Origin of the sequence: Mariprofundus sp. NF (genome assembly GCF_013387455.1) — a bacterium.
GTDB lineage: Bacteria > Pseudomonadota > Zetaproteobacteria > Mariprofundales > Mariprofundaceae > Mariprofundus.
In genome coordinates, this window is the sequence record NZ_VWNC01000005.1 from 119,882 (window position 1) to 142,432 (window position 22,551).

Here is a 22,551-nt window from a genome sequence, read left to right on the forward strand (position 1 = left end):
ATTACCATGCCTCGATATGAAGGAATCATTAACCGTTACCGCGCTTTTCTGCCTATAGCCAAGGATGACGCGGTCATCACCCTCTATGAGGGTAATACACCGCTGCATGAATCGCTCAATCTGCGCAACGCTATCAATCCTGAGCTGAATATCTTCCTCAAGTTTGAAGGGCTGAATCCGACCGGTTCATTCAAGGATCGTGGTATGACCATGGCTGTAACACAGGCCTATAATGCCGGCTCACGCAAGATTATCTGTGCCTCTACCGGTAACACCTCCGCCTCTGCTGCTGCTTATGCCGCCAACTCCGGTATGGAAGCTTATGTGCTGATTCCCGATGGCAAGATTGCACTCGGTAAGATGAGTCAGGGTATGCGTTATGGTGCCAAGGTGATCCAGATTCGCGGTAACTTCGATGATGCACTGGAGCTGGTGCGTGAGATCTCTGCCGATGGTTCCATCTCGCTGGTGAATTCAGTGAATCCCTACCGTATTCAGGGTCAGAAAACTGCCTCGTTCGAGATTGTTGATGAGCTCGGTTTTGCACCGGACTTCCACGCACTGCCGGTTGGCAATGCAGGTAACATCACCGCTTATTGGATGGGTTATAAAGAGTATGCCGAGAAGCGTATCTCCAAATCCCTGCCCAAGATGCTCGGTTTCCAGGCCGCCGGTGCTGCCCCAATTGTGCTGGGTCATCCGGTTGAGAATCCTGAGACCATTGCTACGGCTATCCGTATTGGTAAACCTGCTTCATGGAAGCAGGCCGAAGCTGCGCGTGATGAGTCCGGTGGCGTCATTGATGCGGTAACCGATGAAGAGATTCTGGAAGCCTATAATATGCTGGCATGCCTTGAAGGTGTCTTCTGCGAACCCGCATCAGCAGCCTCTGTTGCCGGCATCATTAAACTGAACAAAGCCGGTTATTTCCAGCCGGGGCAGACCATTGTCTGTACCCTGACCGGTAATGGCCTGAAAGATCCCGATACAGCCATGAAGGGTGTGGCTACACCGGTAACCATCGATGCCAATGAGAGTGCTGTGCGAAAGGCTCTGGAGTCGTAATCGCAGCTTCGATGCTGATTGTAAGTCAGGCATTAATTCCTCATCAGGATGGAGTCACCCTCCATCCTGATCTTTTTTTATGGGACAAGCAGTTAGCTGACCGTAAGCAGTCCTGGTTTCATGCGGCTGATCGAACCCCTGCCGAGTGGTATGCGTCACTGCAGGGATCAGATGTAACAGCGTTGCTGGCTAGGCAGATCGAAGTAATGCCTGCCGCGACCAGTCAGTGCTGGAGCGTTACGCCATATCATGGCCAACTGATGCGCGATTCGATCAGGGTCTATCCCGAAGGGCTGTTTCCATGGTGCAGTGAAGATGCGGCATGGTTGTGCAGCACGCTTAATCCACTGCTGGCAGAAGAGGGTATGACCCTGTTGCATAGCGGAGCTGCACTGCTGTTAAGCTGTCGCGACGCACTTGATGCAAAACCCCTCTCCTTTGCAGCGATCTCCGGCAAGATGCTGCCCAACCGGCACCATGAAGGTGCAGATGGCGGCAGACTTAATCGCCTGATGGCGGAGATACAGATGATGCTGCACCAGCAGCAGCCTGAATCTCGCCGGCAGCGTGGTGAGGTGGATGTGAGTGGTATCTGGCTCTCCAATCCTGTTGCCTGGCCGCAAGTTATTATTGAGAAAAAGATCGCTGTTGCTACACGTAATCCGCATCTGAGTGCGATCGTGGATGGGCAGAATGCTACGGTTGTGATCAGTGAAGCCGAGCGTCTTGATCAGCTTGTGAAGGGCAATGTCGAACTGCCCAAGAGGATTGTTCTGACCGGAGAGGGTTATGCTGTGCTGCTGAACAGATCACTGCTGCCAACATTCGGCAAGCCCTCCTGGTCCCCCAAGCGGGTGAAAAGTGAAGTGGAGCTGATCTCCAAGCTCTCCGGATGGATAGCATGAATCTGCCTGAACAGAGGACGGCAAAAGGGTGCAGGCTGAGCTGGCGCGATGAACCGTTACATGCGGATGATCCTGTAGCGGCCTGGCATGGCGTGTTGAAAAACCGGGGTCTGAGTGAAACCGACTCCTTCTTCTCTCCACGTCTGAGTGATCTTCCTGATCCGTTTCAGATGACCGATATGGGAAAAGCGGCTGAGCGGGTTGCTGATGCCATCGCCAGCGGTGAAGCGATCCATATCTTTGGTGATTTTGATGCTGACGGTGTCAATGGCACCGCTATTCTGGTGGAAGCACTTCAAGCCACCGGTGCGAAGGTGACCTTTTCTATTCCACATCGGGCTGATGAGGGGCACGGCATTGGTGTGGAACCTGTACGAGCGGCTGTTGAAGCAGGTTGTAAATTGGGCTTGAGTGTTGATACCGGCACCACCTGTTTTGATGCCTGCAGTGCAGCCCTTGAGCTTGGTTTTGATCTGATTGTTTCCGACCACCACCTGCCAGACGCTGAACTTCCTGCAGCTTTTGCGCTGCTTAATCCGGCCCGTGAGGATTGTGGTTTTGCCGGTCGTCAGCTCTGTGGAACCGGCGTTGCCTTTTTTCTGCTGATGGCAGTATGGAAAGTGATGGGAGAGCGAGGCAGTCGTCCGGAATTTGATCTGAGACAGTTATTGGATCGTGTGGCCGTTGCCACCGTGGCCGATGTGATGGATCTGGTTGGGGCCAATCGCGTTCTGGTCTATCACGGCCTGCAACGACTGAACAACGAACCCTCTGTAGGCATGCGGGCACTGATCACCATCGCCAAGGTAAAAAAGGCAGTCTCGGTAGAGACCATCGGTTTCTATCTGGCACCGCGTATTAATGCTGCCGGGCGTCTGCAGCACGGCGAGGCAGCGATGCGTCTGCTCTCTACCCACGATGCGGATGAAGCCGCCAAACTTGCCTCTGAACTGGATGAGACCAACAAACAGCGGCGACTGGTGGAAGCTGAAGCGTTCAAGCAGGCTGAACTGATGCTTGGTGATGCTGAGATACTGGCTGTTTATGATCAGCGCTGGCATGCCGGTGTTGTCGGGCTGGTAGCCGGACGATTGGCGCGCAAACATGGCAGACCTGCTGCAGTAGGCTTTGTATCGCCAGATGGCGCTGTGCGCGTCTCATTGCGTGGCCAGCCGGGATTCCACATCGGCAAGCTGTTAAATCGCTGTGGCGAGCACCTGGAGGGCTTTGGCGGCCATGCCGGTGCCGGTGGTGGCACCATCAAAGCTGGGCAGTGGGATCAGTTCTGTGAAACATTTGCGCTGGTGGTTGCTGATCAGGCTGAACACGCCTCTGATTTTCTTCAGCATAGCATTGATGGTGAGTTGAGTCTGAGGGCGCTGCATATTGCACTGGCTGATCGTCTTGCCCGCTTTGAGCCGATCGGCAGAGGTAATCCCGCCTGCTCATGGCTGATCAGAGATCTGCACATTGCTGATCGCCGTAATCTTAAGGGTGGTGTGGTTCGCCTGAAGCTTACCGATGGATCGAGCTGGATTGATGGCATTGTATTCGGTGCCAACGGCATGAGTGATGCCATTGAGCCGGGGCTTACTGTATCGGTGATCGGGCAGTTGCAGAAGGATGAGTGGCGCGGCAATGGCGCTGTGCAGTTTGTGATTGAGGATCTGATAGCAGTCTGACATATCTGCTCAGATTTTCCTGATTCTGATTTTAACAACATTGCGATCAGTAGATTCCATACAGACAAACCAGGACCAATAATAGGGATTTAAGTGGAGAAATTGGCCTGTTTATTGCTCTAGCTAGAAAAGCCTAATGTATCGGTATGTTTTTGGTCAGCTGATGAACAGGTAACTATCTCGTTTAAGTGAGGTGTTTATGCTATATATCCGTTGGAACGAGGAGAATGAGCTGGGCATAGATATTATCGATGAACAGCACAGAGGGGTGGTGTCTACCATCAACTCATTCTACTACGGTGTTAGTCAGGGGCTCTCTAAACAGTCACTGACACTCACCAAAGGCATGCTCGATGAGATGACGATTATGCATTTTGAGACCGAGGAGCGGTTTCTCGAACAGATGGGCTATCCTCACCTTCACTCCCATGCGCTGCTGCATCAGAAATTGCTCACTAAAATGAGTACAATATATGATGAATCAATAAAAAATAGTGATCCAGAACCGTTTTTGAAGTTCCTCAAGAACTGGTGGCTGCACCATATCAATGAGGAGGACAGGGCTTATGCCAGATATCTGGAAATCAACGGTAAGTTGCCGTGATACTGTGTTACTTTCTAAATTTACCCTCTCTTACACGTTTGTTCGGAAGCCATCCTAATAATGGCAGTTATGGCAGCAGTAATGACAGCTTAAATCGATCGGGTTGAACATATGGTTGCTATGGCTTATTCTTTAGTTAAATAGTCGGGTATTTGGTGGGAGTGATCCGGTTTGTGAGAAGCAGAGGAGAGTGAATGGAAAAGTCAGCCTCCAGTGAAAGCGCGACCAAACTGAATGGTGGTTTGGTGAATGCACTCAAACGCTTGTTGGGTCTGCAGAGCTCTGAGCTGCTGCTGCTTGTTCTGGCACTTTCACTCATTCTGGCTGCGACTTTTGGTGCCATCCACATTATTAAAATCGGCTATGATCAGAGGGTTAGTAGTGAGCTGACAACACTTCTGAACAGTACGGATGAATCGATTCACCTCTGGAGTCGCGACAGGAAAGCGGTGGCTGAAAACCTTGCCCTGGATGACGATATCCTTGCCGCCACGAAGACGCTATTGCAGTTGCCAACAGATCAACAGTCGCTGATTGAATCACCTGCTCAAGAGACTGTACGACGACTCTTTCGAGGCTTTCTGAAGGGCGGTAATTTGCGTGGTTTTTTTATCCTCGATTCCAACAATATTAGCCTTGCATCTTCCAGAGATATTAACGTGGGTGTCGAAAACCTGCTAACCAGACAGCCGGATACATTGAAAAAAATGTGGCGTGGTGAAGTGGTCATGAGTCGGGTGCAGCGATCGGATGTGCCAATGCTAGAGCAGCAGGCGATTGAGACCGGCACACGCGACCTGAACATGTTTGTCGGCGCTCCGATTCGTGATGCAGACGGTAAGGTTATTGCTCTGTTAACCCTGCGTATCGATCCGAACGAAACACTGTTTGCGCTACTGCATCAGGCGAGGTTGGGAAAAACTGGTGAAGCCTATATTTTCGACCAACAGGGGTTGATGCTTAGCCCGAGCCGTTTCAGGAAAGATCTGATCAGTCTGGGGCTGATCAATCCGGCCGAATCGAGTGTTTCAAAGGTCTATATTCGTGATAACAGCTCGGCTAGTTCTAAGCGGCTGAATCGTATGGCATCCAGTGCTGTGCAGGGCGAAGAGCGTGTCGATCTCTCCGGTTATCCGGATTACCGCGGCATTCCGGTTGTCGGTGCATGGAAATGGGAGAAGGAGCTGGAGCTGGGGCTTGCTGTCGAACAGGATTTCGATGAGGCATATACTATCTATTTCACCATTCGCAGCCTGCTGATTTTTGCAGCAGCTGTAGCCTTCTTTGCCATACTGATGCTGGCCATCTCCTTCGGAAGGGGGCGCAGGGAGATTCGGGAGACCCAGAGCCGACTTGCTGCGGTAGTTCAACATACTGTGGACAGTATTATCGTCATTAATGACAAAGGAATCATCGAGAGCGCCAATCCGGCCGTAGAGAAGGTATTCGGTTATGCTCCTGCCGAGCTGGTTGGCAGCAATGTGAGCATGCTGATGCCAGAGCCCTATCAGGGTGCACACGATGGCTATATCTCCCGGTTTATGGAGACCGGAGAGGCGCATGTGATCGGCATTGGCCGCGAGGTTGAGGCACAGCGCGCCGATGGCTCACTGTTTTCTGCGGAGTTGACGATCAGTCGGTTTGAACTGGACTCCGGAACCCACTTTGCCGGCACGCTGCGTGATCTGACTCTACGTAAAGAGGCCGAGGCAGAGCTAGAGGAGGAGCGAAGGTTCAGCGAGCGGGTGTTGAACTCATTAGCATCCCATGTCGCGGTTCTGGATGATCGTGGTGAAATCGTCTTTGTGAATGATTCATGGCGTCGATTTGCGCATGAGAACGGCATGCCGGAAGGTCTAGAGCCGGAAGGCATGAACTACCTCTCTGCGACAAAACAGGCGATCGGTAAGCATGCTGAAAATGCAGACGAAGTAGCACTGCACCTTACAGCTATGCTGGAAGGAAATCATTCCACCTTCACGATCGAATACCCTTGTCATGCACCGGATCAGAAAAGGTGGTTTCAGATGCTGGCCAGCCGTTTTGAATCCCGTGGTAAGCAGATGGTTGTCACTGCCCATACCGATATCACCGAGCGACGTTTAGCAGAAGAGCAGCTTCGCGCTGAGAAAGATGCTACAGAGGAGTTAAACAGAGCCTTGTCGGCCACCCAGTTGGCCCTGGTACGCAGTGGCATCGGAGAATTCTGGGTGGATGCAGGAACTGGCAAACTATTAAAGGTGAATGAACGATTCTGTGAATATCTTGGATACACATCTGAAGAGCTGTACGCGTTGCCAGTTGAAGCCTGGGCCCCTGAATATCCTAAAGAAGCGTATGTTGAGGCAGTTGATGCTTTGCGAGAAAGCGGCGGGGGCCGACTGGAGTTATTACATCAGGCGAAGGATGGAACAACCATTCCTGTGGAGGTCATTATTGAATATGCACCTGCCCGGGATAAGCATGAGGGTGACAAACTGATCTGTTTCAGTATCGATATCACTGAACGCAAGCGCATCGAAGAAGAACTGCGCATGAAATCACTGGTGGCGGCGGAGACCGATAACGGCGTAGTGGTTACCGGGCTGGATCAGAAGATCAAATGGGTGAATCCCGGTTTTACTGTGATTACAGGTTACACATTCGATGAGGTGGTGGGCCGGAAACCGGGAGAGTTCCTGCAGGGGCCGGAAACGGAGAAAGAGGCTATTGCTCTCCTCGGTGCTGCCATAAAAAACAGAGAACGGGTCCAAACGGATATCACCAACTACGGCAAGGATGGTAACCCCTATATTCTGCATATTGAAATCATGCCGATACGCGATGAGTCGGGCGAGGTGGTCGAATTCATTGCGCTTGAGAGTGATGTCACCGAGAAGCGACAGGCAGAGAAGCAGATCAGGCAGGCGAAAGAGCAGGCGGAAACTGCCAATCGGGCCAAATCATCATTCTTAGCCGCCATGAGCCATGAAATTCGCACACCTCTGAATGGTGTGGTGGGGACCATTGATCTTCTCAACCATACTCGGCTTGAATCCAACCAGAAAGAGATGGTCAGGACTGCGCGCGACTCATCTTTGACATTGATGGGAATCATTGACGATATTCTCGATTTTTCAAAGATCGAAGCCGGACGCCTTGAGCTTGATCAAGCGCCGCTGGATTTACAGTCACTGGTAGAAGGTTGTGTGGAGTCGCTGCAGCCGTTGGCGGCGAAAAAGCATGTTGAACTGTTGGTTTTTTGTGATCCGGCTATCCCTGAAGTGATGGGTGATTCGGTGCGACTGCGGCAGATTCTTTTCAATTTGATCGGCAACGCCATCAAGTTTTCTGCCAACCTTGATGACAGGCAGGGACGGGTTGAGGTAAATGCTCTACTGGAGCCCCTTGACGGTGATGGATTGCATATCTCTCTGGAAGTGAAAGATAACGGTATCGGTATGAGTCCGCAGCAGCAGGAGAAACTGTTTAAACCCTTCGTACAGGCTGATGTTTCGACAACACGCCGTTTTGGAGGCACTGGACTTGGGCTGGTGATTTCACGGCGACTGGCTGGGATGATGGGAGGAGAGATCGAGCTCCATAGCCAGCCAGATAAAGGTTCACTCTTTTCTGTCCGACTGAACATGCAGAAAGCATCAGGTCAAACGGTGGTTCCAGCAGGAGAGCTGAACGGGATACAGGTACTGATTCTCGAGCACAATCCTGAAACTGTCCGCATTATAGAGACCTATCTGCGTTATGCCGGTGCAGACATTACGCTGGCAACGTCTGCCGAAGTCGTTGATCGATTCAAGCTGCTTGTTGAGGATGGAGAAGAGGTGCTGCTTGTCATCGATAGTGAGCAGCAGGAGCGGGAGAACCCATTGCACGAGATTCTGCGTGCACTGGCATCCGGCCTCAGAGAGGTTCGCTTCCTTAGCCTTGGTGCTGGTAGAAGACGTTATGTGCGCGCTTTAAATGAGGATACGGTGAGCATCGATATCAACGCTATGCGGCGTAACACGCTGATTAATGCAGTGGCATCTCTGGCTGGACGAGAATCGCTGGAAATCGGCAGTCAGGAGAACGATTACGAGCATATTGCAGCGCTACCAAGCATTGATGAGGCACGGGCAAGTGGTCGCTTGATCCTGGTGGCTGAAGATAATGAGACCAACCGCAATGTGCTTCGGATGCAGTTATCTCAACTTGGTTATGTGGCTGAGATGGCAGACAATGGCAGGGAGGCGTTGGAGATGTGGCGTAATGGAAGCTATGCCATGTTGCTTACCGATTGTCATATGCCTGAAATGGATGGCTATGATCTGACTCGAGCAATCCGCCTCGAGGAGGAAGGAGAATCACATATTCCTGTTATTGCTATTACCGCTGATGCGCTAAAAGGTACGGAGGAGAAGTGCCTTGCTGCAGGTATGGACGGTTATTTGACCAAACCGATACAGTTAGAAGATTTCGCTCAGGCCATTAGTAACTGGATGCCGAATTCAAACAGCGTTGAAACAGCCAGAGTGGATGTGGCTGAGGAACCTGAGCGTGGAGAAGCTGTTGATGCCACAGTATTGCCGAAACTGTTGGGTACAGGCGATCCCAAAACAGTTGCCGGATTTTACGCCAGTTTTTTATCCAGCAGTGAAGAGACGGTTGTGGAAATTGGCACAGCTTTTGCGAAGAAGAATGCTATGGAGACAGGCCAACTGGCACATAAACTGAAATCTTCAGCAAAAACAGTTGGGGCTTTGGCACTGGCAGACTGTTGTCTGGCCCTAGAGCAGGCAGGAAAGGCCGGTGATATGGATGGCATAGCAGATCAAATGGATGAGTTTCAGTTACTGTACCGGTCGGCCGCAGATTGGATTAAAACGTACATGCGTGAGCATGGGGGCGCTTAGATGAAATCAATGGTATCAGATCAATCCGTTTTGGTGGTCGATGATGAGCCTTTTGTGCTTGAAACAACCGCATTCATGCTCAGGCGACTTGGTTTTAAAGCGGTATATACTGCCGAGCGTGCGCAGCAGGCAATAGAATATATCGATTCGGATGACTCATCTATTTCGCTGGTGTTATGTGATCTGAATATGCCCGACGTGGACGGTGTGGAGTTGCTGCGGATGTTTGCCGAACGCCGATTTGAAGGGGATATTGTACTTTTCAGTGGCGAGGATAAGCGCACACTTAAAATGGCGGAGAGTCTCGCCAAAGCCAGAAACCTTTCCGTTCTTGGTGCTGTGTCGAAACCGTTACAAGTGGCCGAACTTAGCCAACTGCTTACCAAACAGGGAAAGGTGGTTCTCCAGAAGAGACGTGCAGCTCCCCAGCTGGTTTCAAAAGAGCGGCTTGTTCGCGCCATTGAAAACGAAGAGTTAGAGCCCTGGTTCCAACCAAAGGTTGAAATCGGCAGCAAGCGGGTCGTAGGTGTTGAAGCACTGGTTCGCTGGCCCAACAGTGAGGAGGGGATGATTTTCCCCGATGCATTTATTCCTGTTGCCGAGGAGCATGGTCTGATTGATGCACTCACCTTCCTGATGCTGAAAAAATCTGCTGCCATGCAGGCAGAGTGGCAAAAGCTTGGTTTAAACCTGAAAATTGCCGTCAACGTCTCGATGGATAGTCTCTACGATTTGAGCTTTCCTGAACGGGTTGCCAGCTATTTGAAGGAACACCATGTTGATCCATCGTCATTTCAGCTTGAGGTGACCGAAAGCCGCTTGATGGAAGATCTGGTCACGCCTCTTGATAACCTCCTGCGCTTGCGTCTGAAGAAAATTTCACTCTCCATTGATGATTTTGGTACTGGTCACTCCAACCTTGCCCAGCTGCGTGATCTGCCGTTCGATGAGCTTAAGCTGGATCGCAGCTTTGTGCAGGGCGCAGCGACTGATGAAAGGACGAGGGCTCTTCTGGAATCAAGTGTTGAGATCGCCAAAAAACTGGATATGGAGATTATCGTGGAAGGGGTTGAGACGTTAGAGGAGTGGCAACGCGTTGAGATTCTGGGGTGCGAAGTTGTCCAGGGCTATTTTGTTTCGCGTCCGCTTCCCGGGTCTGATATCCCAGCCTGGGTGGAGCAGTGGCCTGAGCAGTGTAAATCACTATTTTCTCGCGCTGCTTGATAAACACCTCTAGGACGAGGCAATAGGGCTGTTCAATTTGTCATTGAGGATGTAATTCCGAGCTGAGGAGCCTACTCAGAAATTGGACTAATTTATTTCACCATCAAAACCACATTGGTATCAATTATGCTTAACCCTTTGTATCATTTCTATCTGAATAGAGAGGTGTAGATGCAGCATAAACCAGGATGGTTTTTGGCATTAACAGTGATGTTTTTGATGACGGCCTGTTCTCAGGAGCGTCCGCTCACGGTGGCGATGCATCCATGGCTGGGTTATCAGAGTATGCCACTGGCACAGCAGGAGGGGTGGATCAGTCGTGATCGGGTAACCTTGATTCATACCAAATCCTCAACCTTTTCGATGCAGAAGATGAGCAGTGGCGAGGTCGATGCTGCTGCTTTGACACTTGATGAAGCCATACAGTTGCGTTCTCAAGGTGCAGATGTTTCTGTTATTCTGATCTTTGATATCTCTTCCGGTGCTGATGTGGTGCTGGCCCGCTTTGAGATGGAAAAGCTGATAGCTCAATCAGAGATTACGATTGGCATCGAAAGTAATGCTCTGGGCACTCTCATGTTTGCCAAATTCATCGAAATTTCCGGTCTGGATCGCTCAAAATTCAGGATTATCAATGTGACAGCTGATCAGCATGAATCCTTCTGGAAGCAGAAGGGTGCAGATATGCTGATCACCTATGAACCGATGGCATCGGCACTGATCAAAAAAGGAGCGATTCGAGTTACTGACACCCGCAGCATGGCAGATGCTGTTTTTGATGTGCTGGTTGTACGTAATGATGTAATGAAGAGTATGGATAGCGCACTGCTTCATCTGCTACAGGGGCATTTCAAAGCGCTGCAGCATATTCATGGCAATCGAAACGATGCCTATTATCGGCTTGCTGCACTCACAGGGATGAGCAAAACAGAAGTGAGTGAATTTTATAACGGCATGATTCTTCCCAATTTGGATTACAATGTTGAGCTGGCAGCAGGCTCTCCGGGTCGACTGCAGGATTACTCCGAGAGGCTGGGTCAGCTGCTGAAGCGGGAGGGTTTTTTAGTCTCCCATGACACCTCTGGACTGGTGAAGAGTGAATACCTTACCCGCCTGATGAGGAGAGAGTAGTGATTCGGCGTCTTTTACTGTTGTTATTTTCGCTGTTGCTCTCTTCAACAGCATGGGCTGAGCACTATAAGGTCGGTATTCTTGCCTTCCAGCCGCGAGCAGAAGCGATGCAACGTTGGCAGCCATTAGCCGACTATCTACATCAACAGATTCCTGAGCATAGCTTTGAGGTACTTCCGCTTAATTACAGTGCGCTGGATCAAGCCATTAAAGAGCGCAAGATCGATTTTCTTCTCACCAATCCCGGCCACTATGTGCGCCTGCTGCACTACCATCTGGTGAATCGGGCGCTGGCCACGCAGGTGAACCGTATTGCAGGAGAAGAGGTGGCTGTGTTTGGTGGGGTGATATTCACGCTGGCTGAACGAAGTGATATCTCCAATCTACAGAGCCTTGCCGGCAGATCCATAGCTTCGGTTGATCAGGGGTCTCTGGGAGGCTTCCAGATGCAGGCCTATGCGTTGTATGAGGCAGGCATTGAAACAGATGAGCTGAAGATGTTATGGACGGAGATGCCGCATGACAGGGTGGTAGAGAAGGTGCTGCAGCGGGAAGCCGATGCAGGATTTGTACGGACAGGGGTGCTGGAACGGCTGATTCGCAATGGCACTGTCGATGCCCGGCAGATCAAAATCATCAATCGTCAGAATCTGACTGGCTTTCCGCTTCATGCTTCTACGCATCTCTATCCCGAGTGGCCGTTTACAGCGCTATCTCATATGCAAGAGGGAGTCATCCGAGAAGTGACCGGTGCACTGTTGACCCTGCCGCATGACGGGCCTGTTGTGCAGCAGATGCGCCTGCACGGCTTTAACGTTGCTGCTGATTATGAACCTGTGCGCGATATTCTCAGGGACCTGCGACTGCCACCCTATACCGAGATACCCGGATATTACTGGAGTTATCTCTGGGAGGATTATCGTTGGTATATTGTAACCGGAGCAGTTGTAATCGTTGTGATCCTGCTGCTTCTGGTGCTGCTGCGTCTGGCCAATAGAGGGCTGCAAGAGAGTGAAACCCGCTACCGCACACTGGTGCAGAATATCCCGGGTGCAACCTACCGCTGTAACAATGACAGGGATTGGTCGATGAGCTTTATCAGCTCGGAGATTGAATCAATCACCGGTTATGCAACTGCGGATTTCCTTAATAACAGCGTCAGGAGTTACGCCAGCATCATTCATCCTGATGATCAGGCAATGGTTAAACAGCGTGTGGCTGAAGGGATAGAAAAGTGTCAACCATATACGATGGAGTATCGAATTCTCAATAGCAGAGGCGAGATCCGTGGGTCTATGAGAAGGGGCAGGCGGTTTTTAATGATACCGGTGAGGTGAAATGGCTTAACGGTACAATCATGGATCACACCAGAGAAAAAGAGCTGGAGGATGAACTGATCGAGGCGCGCAAGATGGCATCTCTGGGAACCCTGGTGGGCGGCATTGCCCATGAATTTAACAACACACTGGCGGGTATGACCGGTCAGCTCTATCTGGCAAAAAAAGAGGTGCATGTTCCTGCTGTGACCAAGCGACTTGAAGCGATTGAAGGGCTCTCGTTTAAAGTGGCAGGCATGATTAAGCAGCTGCTCGCCTTTGCTCACAAAGACCTGGTTCAGATGCGCTCTGTCTCGCTCTCATCCTGTGTGAAAGAGGCGTTGAAGCTGAACAGTGTTGTCACACCTCCCAGGGCGATATTCAGACAGGATATCAGCAGTGACGAACTGATTGTCAGCGGTGATCAGGTGCAGCTGCAACAGGTCGTGATTAACCTGATTCGTAACGCCTGTGATGCTGTTGCAGGCAATGAGCATGGTGAGGTTTCTGTGCTGCTCGACTCTTTTGAAGCGGATGAAACATTTCTGGTGAGAAATGAAGATGTTGCAGCGCATGGTTTTGCGCATCTGGCTGTTTCAGATAACGGTGTGGGTATTGCAATAGAAGATATGGATAAAGTGTTTGACCCGTTCTTTACCACCAAAGAGGTGGGAAAAGGTACCGGCCTTGGCCTCTCCATGGTTTATGGTGCAGTGAAGGGGCATGGCGGCATCATTGAGATCAATAGTGAGTTGGGCGCTGGAACTCAGGTGCATATCTATATTCCTCTGCACGATGAGGAAGGCTCAGAAGCTGAACAGCAGCAAAGCACCGAGATCGTGCAGGGGGCTGGTGAGACGATTCTGCTGGTTGATGATAACCTGTCTTTTCTGGAGACCAACAGGGATATTATTGCATCGATGAATTACCGTGTACTCACTGCTGACAACGGCGTGAAAGCGTGTGAGTTGTTCAGAGAGAAGCAGCATGAGATTGATCTGGTGATTACCGATCTGGTGATGCCGTTGATGGGGGGTGTTGAAGCAGCTGCAGTGTTCCGCTCTATTCAACCGGATGTGAAGATAATTTTTGCAACCGGTTATGATCGCAATGAATCACTGCTGCAGGGTGAGAAGATGAGTGGTGAAACGATCATCTTCAAGCCATTTGAGATTGAGAAGATGAGTGCAGTTATTCACCATCAACTTCATCATTAACCGGGTGGCTGGTTCTGCAGAAGTGATGACTGTAGATATGACAGCTTTACTTCGGCTTACTTTGGGCCAACAATTTCACTTCCTGGGAAGGAATATTCTACATAGGGGATAAGGGTGCTTATTTAAGCCCTTAATATGGTGGGTAGAGCACAATTGTGAGTAATCCGAAATTTAATAGCGAAGATTTTCAGGGCGCTCCTGAAATCAGTGTAAAGAAAGGCAGCTGCCTGATCTACAGGGGTGAGGCGAGCCAGAAGATCGCATACTTTATTGTCTCCGGCAGTGTGGAGGTGAAAACCGAGTGTGTGGATGGAACCCAGCTTCTGCTCTATAAACTTGGCGCAGGTGAGCTGTTTGGTGAGCTGGTATTTATGGGTGTCACTGAGCGCACCGCCAGTGTCTATGCGGTTGAAAATGCAACGCTGATCAAGATCAATGAAAACAGCTGGCAGAAGTGCATGCAGAACCCGGCGTTTCTTAAAAAGGTGTATGATATTCTTCTGCATCGTTTTATTGAGACCACCGAAGTGGTCAATCGCCTTGGTCAGTCGACAGTGCTGCACCGGCTCTGCATCTACCTGGTATCACTGCCTGAATGGCGTCAGAGTGATGCTGATGTTATCCGTGTAACACTGCCATCCAATGCCAAGTTGGCGACGATGGTGAACTGTACGCGCGAGCGCATGTCGGCGGTGATGCGTCACTTTTATAAATCCGGGGTTATTGAAAAGGTCGGTTCTGATGGTGAGGTTCTACTCTCCCATTCACGGCTGTTGGAGATGACTACAGGTTAATCTCTGCAGGCTTAAAGCTTCTGCACCGTCTTTTGTCTTCACATGGTCTCAATCTGATTGAACCGCGGTTGTTTTTTCTTTAATCGTTTTCAACAGCATTCCGGGGACAAATGGTTTCTCCAGAAAGATGGTCTCATGCGGAATATCTGCAGGTCGGGTGCTGGAGATCAGGATGCAAACGCACGGTTTCAGGTGTGATTTGATCTGTTTGATAAATTCAGAGCCACTCATGCCGGGCAGAGAGTGGTTGCAGACAATGGCTGTGACATGATGGTTACAGAGGAAATCCAGATCGTTAATAGCATCTTCAGCAGTTCTGTAGAGCATGCTGTTAGCTGAGATCTCCAGCAGGAGATCTTTCAGTGCATTGCCCAGATAAAAGTTGTTTTCAATGATAAGAACCAAGCACGCTTCCCCTTAACATAACACAGGTTACTTTGTGCGGGGAAACATAGTTAATGGTGATCAATAAAAGGTGTGAACTATTTTACACCTTGCAGTGGCGGTTTAATCCTCGCGTCTTACGAAGCGGATGATTTGACGACGGGCTTTTTTATCAGGGCGTTTCTTCGGGGCAGGGGCACTGGCGGCATCGAATCGATGCAATTCCCGCAGCCTCTCTCTGGCTTTCATACTCTCTTCGCTCTCTTCATAGAGCCCCTGCGCGATAGCAGCAGAGCCGCGTTTTTCTGCCAATCCGGTAATGGTGATAGTAAAACTCTCCTGACCGCGCACGATGGTCAGTTGATCGCCGCATGAAACCTGTCTAGAGGGTTTTAGACGTTCTCCATCCATATGTACATGGCCACCACTGACCATCTCGGTTGCCAGCGTTCTGGTTTTAAAGAAGCGGGCGGCCCAGAGCCATTTGTCGATACGCACAGCCATTTGTTGTTTAACTCTACTTGGTGGTGGTGAGCGTCACTTCCAGTGAGCGCTCTCCATCAGAGATCAGGGTGATGCCATCCTGTATGGTGAACTGCAGCTGCATGGTTCTCTGGCTGAAGGCTGCCAGAGCTGTCATGGTGGCATCATCAACACTGATAATGCTCAGGTTATCAAAGCGTTGCAGCTTGCCCTTGAACTTATCCCACCAGGCCTGGGCACTGTTGCGGTTGTAGGTGTAGATAATCACCCGATCAGCACGGCCACAGGCGCGGCGAATACGTTTTTCATCAGGCTGACCAAGATCGATCCAGAGCTCAATCTCATCACTGAGACTTTTCTGCCACAGGTCCGGTTCATCTTCTGTGCTCAGACCTTTGGTGAAGCTGAGAGAGTCACTGGCATTGAGGGCAAAGGTGAGGATGCGCAACATCATGCGCTCATCATTCTCGGAGGGGTGACGGGCGATGGTCAGGGCATGATCGTTGTAATAGTTGCGATCCATGTCGGTAATCTGCAGTTCAGCTTTGAATATAGTCGATTTAATGGCCATGGCGGCTTCTAGGCCAGATATCGGCTTTGAGCAAGCGCTGAAGTCGTGCTTTGCCCGGTTTTTCAAATAGAGTGGCTAAAAGATGGGTTGTTTGTTGCATGGGAGTTGATTTGAGACGGTGATTATGTACCTTCCACCTCCTTTGATAAGTGAGTTTTTTTGGAGTTAAATGATGGGCATTGAAGATCAGATTGCAGGATTCAGAACGCGGGCGGAAGATTACAGCAACCGTCTGGATGCCATGCGGAGGTCACTTTGACGTTGAAACCAAAGAAGAGGACCTGCGCGAGTTAAACGCACGCATTGAAGACCCGACCCTCTGGGATAATGCCGAGGAGGCGCAGCGACTGATGCAGGAGCGTGCGCGTGTTGAAAAGGTGATTAACGAGTATAAAAAAGCCGTTGATGAACTCGATGATGCCTCCACCCTGTTTGAGATGGGTAACGATGAGGGAGATCGTGACTCTCAGATTGAAGCCGTTGAGATGCTCGATGAGGTGCGGCCGCAGATTGAGACGCTTGAGCTGGCTCAGATGCTTGGTGGTGAGACCGATGCTGAATCAGCCTTTCTCGATATCAACTCCGGTTCAGGTGGTACCGAGGCTCAGGACTGGGCTGAGATGCTGCTGCGCATGTATCTGCGCTGGGCAGAGCGTAAAGGTTTCAAAACAGAGCTGATGGAGTGTACTGCCGGTGAAGAGGCGGGCATCAAATCGGCCACCGTATCCATTAAAGGGGAGTACGCCTACGGTTATCTCAAGGCTGAGATCGGTGTGCATCGTCTGGTACGTAAGTCACCTTATGATTCCGGCAATCGCCGCCACACCTCTTTCTCATCTGTATTTGCATTCCCGGATATTGATCGTGAGATCGATATTGATATCGATCCCTCCGATGTGCGTATCGATACCTACCGTGCCAGTGGCGCCGGTGGTCAGCATGTTAATAAAACCGACTCGGCTGTTCGCCTGACCCATACTCCGACAGGTATTGTTGTGCAGTGTCAGAATGACCGCTCTCAGCATAAAAATAAGGCAGCTGCATGGAAGATGCTGCAGGCACGCCTCTATGAGCGTGAGATTGAGCTGCGTAACTCCGAGAAGCAGGCACTGGAAGATACCAAGACCGATATCGGTTGGGGGCATCAGATTCGCTCTTATGTGCTGGATCAGTCGCGCATCAAGGATCTGCGTACCGGTATGGAAACCGGCAACACACAGGCCTTTCTCGATGGTGATATCGATGCCTTTATACAAGCTGAGCTGATGGGCATTCGCAGGGGTGATGGCAGTGAATAAGATCCACTGCTGAGCTTTGCTGTTTTAATGGCATGGCCTATGCTCTAAGCTGTAGCCAACGGGCAACTGGAGAAGGCTGAGTCATGTTATGAATGAACACGATAAAATGTTGAAAATAGTCATCCAGAATCTGGAGCATGAGCTGCCTGCTGTGCACCGTTCATCGATTGAACAGGTAGCCAGAGTCATTCTCGGTGAAGATGTTGAGAGTTCAATGGGCAGTCTGGCTGTCTCGCTGCTGCAATCCAATGTCTCTGTGGGTCATATTCTCTCCGCGCTGCTACGCTGTGAATGGCTGAGCGTGCAGCATCTGATTGAAACAAGCGATCCGGAAAACATTAAACAGCAGGTCAAACAATTTTCTGATTGTGTGGATCATTTCAATATTCTACAGACAGCTATTATTGATGCCGCTGACCAGCGCTGGCAGGGCGCGCTTGATAAAGAGGTAAAACTCAGGGTGATCGCTGAGCTCAGAAGGCTCTGGAGAGTGAGTGGAGAGGTGCTTCTGCACAACTACTTTGATGAGATCCCGGTATCCGCCAGAGTTGATTTCAAAGAGTATAAGAAAGGTTTTCTCTGGGTCTCGATGACCCGGGACCTTGTTACCATGTTTGCAGCCGCCCCCGATCTGAGAACCGCCTATATCACCAGTCCGGATCGTGTTCACAGCCTGATTGTTCGCGGGGTAAATAAAGGCGATGATAAAATTATGCTGGAGATTACCGGTGTAGAGGTGAGCCTGAGAGAGCGCAGAAGAGACGTGCGTGTTAAACTGCATCAGCAACTTCCGATTACTCTGATCCATCAGGGTCGGGCGATTGAAGGGACTATTGAAGATATATCCTGCACAGGAATCGGGGTGAAATTTCCTGATGATGGTGTTTCACTACTGCATAATCAGAAGGTGGAGTGTCACTTTGCACTGGGCAAAGAGGTGTTGAAAGGTAGTGATGCGACGATCTGCTGGTCCATGGAGATCAATTCAGAGTTTCGGGTAGGCATTCAATTTAAACCGATGAGCATTAAACGGGAGACCATCTACAGGTTTATCTTTGTTCAGGAGCAGGCGATTATCGGTCGTCTGAGAAAACTGGAGAGGCCGTCATGGATGAAAGACCCGATCGAGCTACGTGATCCGGAAGAATAAAAAAAAGGCGTCTCAATGAGACGCCTTTTTTGTTGTTTGTGGAACTATTTATGAAGCACGTGGTGTTGCACGTTTGCGCTCATTCTCTTTCAGGTGACGCTTACGCAGTCGAATCGATTTCGGCGTGATCTCTACAAGCTCATCATCAGCAATAAACTCGATAGCGCGTTCCAGGCTCAGGTTCAAAGGTGGAACCAGATCAATGGACTCATCTTTACCCGATGCACGTACGTTGGTTAGCTTTTTCTCTTTAATCGGATTCACTGTCATGTCTGAATCGCGGCTGTTGATGCCGATGATCATGCCTTCATACAGCTTCTGACCGGAACCGATAAACATCTTGCCGCGCTCCTGCAGTTTCCATAGAGCAAAGGCAACAGACTCTCCATTCTCCATAGAGATCAGAACACCGTTGGTGCGACCTGGCAGAGGTCCGACATATGGGCCATAGTCATGGAATACATGGTGCATAATGCCTGTACCGCGGGTGTCAGTAAGGAACTCTGAGGTGTAACCGATCAGGCTGCGGGTAGGGGACATGAATTCGATGCGGGTACAGCCATCTGCATTGGTCTCCATCGAGGTCATCTCTGCGCCACGTTTACCCAACTTTTCAATTACTGAACCCTGATACTCGGATTCAACATCAACAGTTACATGCTCGTATGGCTCCTGTTTGTTGCCATCAACGGTGCGAATAATCACGGTTGGACGTGACACTGCCATTTCAAAACCTTCACGACGCATGGTCTCCAGAAGGATGCCGATATGCAGCTCACCACGGCCTGAAATCTTGTAAACATCAGCAGAGTCGGTCTCTTCAACACGCATCGCTACGTTGGTACGAATCTCGCGCATCAGACGGTCACGAATCTGGCGTGTAGTGATCAACTTGCCTTCGGTACCTGCCAGCGGTGAATTATTAACATGCAGCTCCATGGAGAGTGTTGGCTCATCCACGTGCATTACCGGTAGTGCAATTGGATTCTCTTTGCTGGCAATGGTTTCACCGATGTTGGTATGTTCGATACCGGCAACAGCGATGATATCACCAGCCTGCGCTTCCTTAATCTCGATACGGTTGAGGCCAAGGAAGCCAAGTAGCTTGGTGACCTTGAAATCTTCTTTCGAGGAGTCGGCGTGAACAACTGTGATCGTTTCTCCGGTTTTGACGCGACCGTTGGCGATACGGCCAATCACGATACGACCGATATACTCATCCCAGTCCAGCGTGGTGACCAGCATCTGCAGTGGTGCATCCGGGTCACCCTCAGGCTCCTGAACATGCTCGATGATGGTGTCAAACAGGCAGATCAGGTTGTCGGACTCTTCATTGAGATTCATCATGCCGTAACCGTTTTTGGCAGAAGCATAAACAACAGGGAAATCCAACTGCTCATCGGTAGCGCCAAGTGAGGCAAACAGGTCAAAGGTGAGGTCAACAACGGCATCCGGATCAGAACCTTCACGGTCAATCTTGTTGATCACAACAATCGGCTTCAGGCCAAGAGCGAGTGCTTTAGAGGTTACAAATTTGGTCTGTGGCATAGGGCCTTCGCGGGCATCAACCAGCAATACCACACCATCAACCATGTTCAGGACACGTTCAACTTCGCCGCCGAAATCCGCATGGCCAGGGGTGTCGATAATGTTGATGAGGGTGTCACCGTAGCGGATAGCGGTGTTCTTGGCGGTGATGGTAATGCCACGCTCTTTCTCAAGGTCATTGGAGTCCATCACACAGGTCTCCATGTCAGCACGGAGAGAGTCCATGGTACCGGATTGTTTCAGCAGTTCATCAACCAGAGTAGTTTTGCCATGGTCAACGTGGGCGATGATGGCGATATTGCGAAGTTTGCGAGACATGTGGTGTACCTCTAATCTAAAGTGGCGCGCATAGTAGCGTTTAACACCATATATGGAAGTTAATAATTGTCTTAGGCTTATTTAATGCTTGCCCTGTTTCTCTGTTGATAGGCCTCTTCGGAGATCAGTGATTCAACCTCTGCTCTGATTGGATCGATCTCTAACCATTGAAGTGCTTCATCCATAGAGCGGAAGACACGTGATTCATCACGAATGTTTGATGCAACCGCCGCATACATATTAGCAAGTCCGTAGATGAGATCGCTCGTTGCAACAATAGCACCTCTGCCGCCTATAACTCTTGAATTACCCTCTTCCAACTCTGCTGAATGAAGCACAGCACTACCGGTGAGCTCACTGACATCGGTGAGAAAGCGACAATCGGCCAGTTCACGCACGCCTTTGATGTGGTTGTAATCGCGATTCATCTCCACAACATGTGTTGTCAGTTCGCTATTGGTCAGTTTGCCGTAGATCAATGTGAGGACAAAATTCTCAGCCTCAAAATAGATGCGCTCAATCGCCATCTGTTATTCGGATGGAACGGTGAGGATTTCGACACCGGTTTCGGTGACAACCATGGTATGTTCAAACTGTGCGGAGAGTGATTTGTCGCGGGTCACCACAGTCCAGTTATCACCCAGTAGTTTCACCGCTGCACGCCCCATATTTACCATCGGTTCAATGGTGAAAACCATGCCGGGTTTAAGTATCAGACCATCGCCTTTCCTGCCGTAGTGCAGCACCTGCGGATCTTCATGGAAACCGCGACCGATGCCGTGGCCGCAGTATTCGCGTACCACCGTACACTTCTCACCCTCAACGTAACTCTGGATAGCATGGCCGATATCGCCAAGTGTGGCACCGGGTTTGACCACTTCGATACCGACCTCCAGTGCCTGACGCGCTACCTCAACTACCTTTTTTGCCCTGATCTTCGGTGTGCCGACAAAGAATGTTTTACTGTTATCACCGTGCCAGCCGTTGATGATGCTGGTGACATCGACATTGATGATGTCGCCATCGTTAAGTGTTTTGTTGCCAGGGATACCGTGACAGACGACATGGTTTACCGAGGTACAGACCGATTTTGGAAAACCGTGATAGTTCAACGGGGCAGGGATAGCGCCGGCTTTGATGGTGAAATCATGAACAAGCTCATTGATCTCATCGGTGGTGATGCCGGGTTTAATATAGGGCTCGATCATCACCAGCGTATCCGCTGCATGACGACATGCAGGCCTCATCGCCTCGATATCTGCTGCCGTTTTAATCTGAACCATGCTTTCTCCAAACTCTGTTAGTCAGGAGGCGCTGAACAGGTGATTCAGAGCATCCCTTGATTAGGCCCGCTACTATGGCGTAATCTGGTGGCAAGGTCATCTCTCTTTGGTCATTTGGAGGTATCAATGCGGCTCTATCTTGTTCAGCATGGTTTGGCGAAGGATGAAAGTGAGGACGCAGCACGTCCGCTCTCCGATCAGGGCAGGGAGGATGTGACCCGCACAGCCGGATTCTTGAGCCTGTTTGAGAAACCGAGACCTGCCAAAATCCTGCACAGCGGCAAATTGCGTGCCCAGCAGACCGCCGAGATGTTTGCTGAGGCGTGGGGTGGATTATCAGTTGAACAGGCGCTCGATCTTGCGCCCATGGATGATCCATCCACCTGGTCAGCCCATCTCGCCTCCATGAACAGTGATGTGATGTTGGTGGGTCATCTGCCGCACATCCAGCGCCTGGCTGGCCTGCTTGTTACTGGCGATGTGAATCGCGAAGCCATCCATTTTCGCAACGGCGGTGTCCTCTGCCTCGAAAAACGAGAACAGGGCTGGAGTGTTCTCTGGCAGATTAATCCCACGCTCTTTTATGGTGAGAGTTAACTGGTTAGCAATGGTGCAGTGCCAGGCCACTTTATTCTGTGTGATTGGCTCTGTTTTTGCTAGAATAGTAACAGCGTCCAAAATGTTAC

The 22,551-nt window shown here is 50.4% G+C and carries 19 protein-coding genes; 13 read left to right on the plus strand and 6 right to left on the minus strand.

Annotation, left to right across the window (positions count from 1 at the left end):
* Positions 1–6 precede the first annotated feature (6 nt).
* The 10 genes from thrC (at position 7) to F3F96_RS12715 (ending at position 14,830) form a co-directional block, all read left to right on the plus strand.
* A complete protein-coding gene (gene thrC, locus F3F96_RS08705; protein WP_176962874.1) occupies positions 7–1,065 on the plus strand; it encodes a threonine synthase in 1,059 nt (352 codons plus the stop codon).
* An 11-nt stretch (positions 1,066–1,076) separates the two neighbouring features.
* Entirely contained in the window at positions 1,077–1,970 is an 894-nt protein-coding gene (locus tag F3F96_RS08710; protein WP_176962875.1) for a threonine synthase, read from the plus strand.
* Positions 1,967–3,652, plus strand: coding sequence for a single-stranded-DNA-specific exonuclease RecJ (gene recJ / locus F3F96_RS08715; protein ID WP_241697743.1), 1,686 nt, complete (start codon positions 1,967–1,969; stop codon positions 3,650–3,652). The genes F3F96_RS08710 and recJ overlap by 4 nt, the downstream gene beginning before the upstream one ends.
* Before the next feature lie 199 nt (positions 3,653–3,851).
* A complete protein-coding gene (locus tag F3F96_RS08720) occupies positions 3,852–4,256 on the plus strand; it encodes a bacteriohemerythrin (RefSeq protein ID WP_176962877.1) in 405 nt (134 codons plus the stop codon).
* A gap of 194 nt (positions 4,257–4,450) precedes the next feature.
* Positions 4,451–9,148: a PAS domain S-box protein gene (locus F3F96_RS12455; protein ID WP_241697744.1), complete on the plus strand. Its 4,698-nt coding sequence runs from the start codon at positions 4,451–4,453 to the stop codon at positions 9,146–9,148.
* Complete coding sequence (locus F3F96_RS08735) at positions 9,149–10,372, plus strand: EAL domain-containing protein (protein ID WP_176962878.1); 1,224 nt, start codon at positions 9,149–9,151, stop codon at positions 10,370–10,372.
* A 171-nt stretch (positions 10,373–10,543) separates the two neighbouring features.
* Complete coding sequence (locus F3F96_RS08740) at positions 10,544–11,503, plus strand: ABC transporter substrate-binding protein (protein ID WP_176962879.1); 960 nt, start codon at positions 10,544–10,546, stop codon at positions 11,501–11,503.
* Positions 11,503–12,840: a PhnD/SsuA/transferrin family substrate-binding protein gene (locus tag F3F96_RS08745; RefSeq protein WP_176962880.1), complete on the plus strand. Its 1,338-nt coding sequence runs from the start codon at positions 11,503–11,505 to the stop codon at positions 12,838–12,840. The genes F3F96_RS08740 and F3F96_RS08745 overlap by 1 nt, the downstream gene beginning before the upstream one ends.
* A 20-nt stretch (positions 12,841–12,860) precedes the next feature.
* Positions 12,861–14,036, plus strand: coding sequence for an ATP-binding protein (locus tag F3F96_RS08750; protein WP_176962881.1), 1,176 nt, complete (start codon positions 12,861–12,863; stop codon positions 14,034–14,036).
* Positions 14,037–14,191: 155 nt separating this feature from the next.
* Positions 14,192–14,830, plus strand: a complete 639-nt coding sequence (locus F3F96_RS12715) for a Crp/Fnr family transcriptional regulator (protein ID WP_176962882.1) — start codon at positions 14,192–14,194, stop codon at positions 14,828–14,830.
* A 48-nt stretch (positions 14,831–14,878) separates the two neighbouring features.
* On the opposite strand, the gene F3F96_RS08760 is transcribed toward F3F96_RS12715, so the two are convergent.
* The 3 genes from F3F96_RS08760 to F3F96_RS08770 form a co-directional block, all read right to left on the minus strand.
* Complete coding sequence (locus F3F96_RS08760) at positions 14,879–15,235, minus strand: response regulator (protein ID WP_176962883.1); 357 nt, start codon at positions 15,233–15,235, stop codon at positions 14,879–14,881.
* Positions 15,236–15,337: 102 nt separating this feature from the next.
* A complete protein-coding gene (locus F3F96_RS08765) occupies positions 15,338–15,718 on the minus strand; it encodes an RNA-binding S4 domain-containing protein (protein ID WP_176962884.1) in 381 nt (126 codons plus the stop codon).
* A 13-nt stretch (positions 15,719–15,731) separates the two neighbouring features.
* The gene (locus F3F96_RS08770) at positions 15,732–16,268 is read right to left on the minus strand and encodes a YaeQ family protein (RefSeq protein WP_176962885.1); all 537 of its coding nucleotides are present in this window, start codon (positions 16,266–16,268) and stop codon (positions 15,732–15,734) included.
* 172 nt (positions 16,269–16,440) lie between these two features.
* On the opposite strand from F3F96_RS08770, the gene prfB reads away from it, so the two are divergent.
* Both prfB and F3F96_RS08780 read left to right on the plus strand, forming a co-directional pair.
* Positions 16,441–17,566 (plus strand): peptide chain release factor 2 gene (gene prfB / locus F3F96_RS08775; RefSeq protein WP_206675306.1). Its coding sequence is split into 2 segments (ribosomal slippage): positions 16,441–16,515 and positions 16,517–17,566, totalling 1,125 coding nucleotides; the frame shifts between segments, so codons are not numbered across the junction.
* A gap of 88 nt (positions 17,567–17,654) precedes the next feature.
* A complete protein-coding gene (locus tag F3F96_RS08780) occupies positions 17,655–18,716 on the plus strand; it encodes a PilZ domain-containing protein (RefSeq protein WP_176962886.1) in 1,062 nt (353 codons plus the stop codon).
* A gap of 48 nt (positions 18,717–18,764) precedes the next feature.
* Here F3F96_RS08780 and typA read toward each other — a convergent pair whose 3' ends face one another.
* The 3 genes from typA to map all read right to left on the minus strand — a co-directional run bounded on the left by typA (position 18,765) and on the right by map (position 21,865).
* Entirely contained in the window at positions 18,765–20,582 is a 1,818-nt protein-coding gene (typA, locus tag F3F96_RS08785; protein ID WP_176962887.1) for a translational GTPase TypA, read from the minus strand.
* Positions 20,583–20,659: 77 nt separating this feature from the next.
* Positions 20,660–21,109, minus strand: coding sequence for a hypothetical protein (locus tag F3F96_RS08790; protein WP_176962888.1), 450 nt, complete (start codon positions 21,107–21,109; stop codon positions 20,660–20,662).
* A gap of 3 nt (positions 21,110–21,112) precedes the next feature.
* On the minus strand, positions 21,113–21,865 hold the full coding sequence (map, locus tag F3F96_RS08795) for a type I methionyl aminopeptidase (protein WP_176962889.1): 753 nt from the start codon (positions 21,863–21,865) through the stop codon (positions 21,113–21,115).
* Between the two features lie 126 nt (positions 21,866–21,991).
* Between map and sixA the strand changes: the two genes are divergently transcribed.
* Positions 21,992–22,462, plus strand: coding sequence for a phosphohistidine phosphatase SixA (gene sixA / locus F3F96_RS08800; protein ID WP_176962890.1), 471 nt, complete (start codon positions 21,992–21,994; stop codon positions 22,460–22,462).
* Positions 22,463–22,551 lie beyond the last annotated feature (89 nt).

Coding starts and splice junctions, on each gene's coding strand:
- thrC (WP_176962874.1), top strand. CDS start 7: ATGCCTCGATATGAAGGAATCATTAACCGTTACCGCGCTTTTCTGCCT.
- F3F96_RS08710 (WP_176962875.1), top strand. CDS start 1,077: ATGCTGATTGTAAGTCAGGCATTAATTCCTCATCAGGATGGAGTCACC.
- recJ (WP_241697743.1), top strand. CDS start 1,967: ATGAATCTGCCTGAACAGAGGACGGCAAAAGGGTGCAGGCTGAGCTGG.
- F3F96_RS08720 (WP_176962877.1), top strand. CDS start 3,852: ATGCTATATATCCGTTGGAACGAGGAGAATGAGCTGGGCATAGATATT.
- F3F96_RS12455 (WP_241697744.1), top strand. CDS start 4,451: ATGGAAAAGTCAGCCTCCAGTGAAAGCGCGACCAAACTGAATGGTGGT.
- F3F96_RS08735 (WP_176962878.1), top strand. CDS start 9,149: ATGAAATCAATGGTATCAGATCAATCCGTTTTGGTGGTCGATGATGAG.
- F3F96_RS08740 (WP_176962879.1), top strand. CDS start 10,544: ATGCAGCATAAACCAGGATGGTTTTTGGCATTAACAGTGATGTTTTTG.
- F3F96_RS08750 (WP_176962881.1), top strand. CDS start 12,861: ATGGATCACACCAGAGAAAAAGAGCTGGAGGATGAACTGATCGAGGCG.
- F3F96_RS08765 (WP_176962884.1), bottom strand. CDS start 15,718: ATGGCTGTGCGTATCGACAAATGGCTCTGGGCCGCCCGCTTCTTTAAA.
- F3F96_RS08770 (WP_176962885.1), bottom strand. CDS start 16,268: ATGGCCATTAAATCGACTATATTCAAAGCTGAACTGCAGATTACCGAC.
- F3F96_RS08780 (WP_176962886.1), top strand. CDS start 17,655: ATGAATGAACACGATAAAATGTTGAAAATAGTCATCCAGAATCTGGAG.
- typA (WP_176962887.1), bottom strand. CDS start 20,582: ATGTCTCGCAAACTTCGCAATATCGCCATCATCGCCCACGTTGACCAT.
- F3F96_RS08790 (WP_176962888.1), bottom strand. CDS start 21,109: ATGGCGATTGAGCGCATCTATTTTGAGGCTGAGAATTTTGTCCTCACA.
- map (WP_176962889.1), bottom strand. CDS start 21,865: ATGGTTCAGATTAAAACGGCAGCAGATATCGAGGCGATGAGGCCTGCA.
- sixA (WP_176962890.1), top strand. CDS start 21,992: ATGCGGCTCTATCTTGTTCAGCATGGTTTGGCGAAGGATGAAAGTGAG.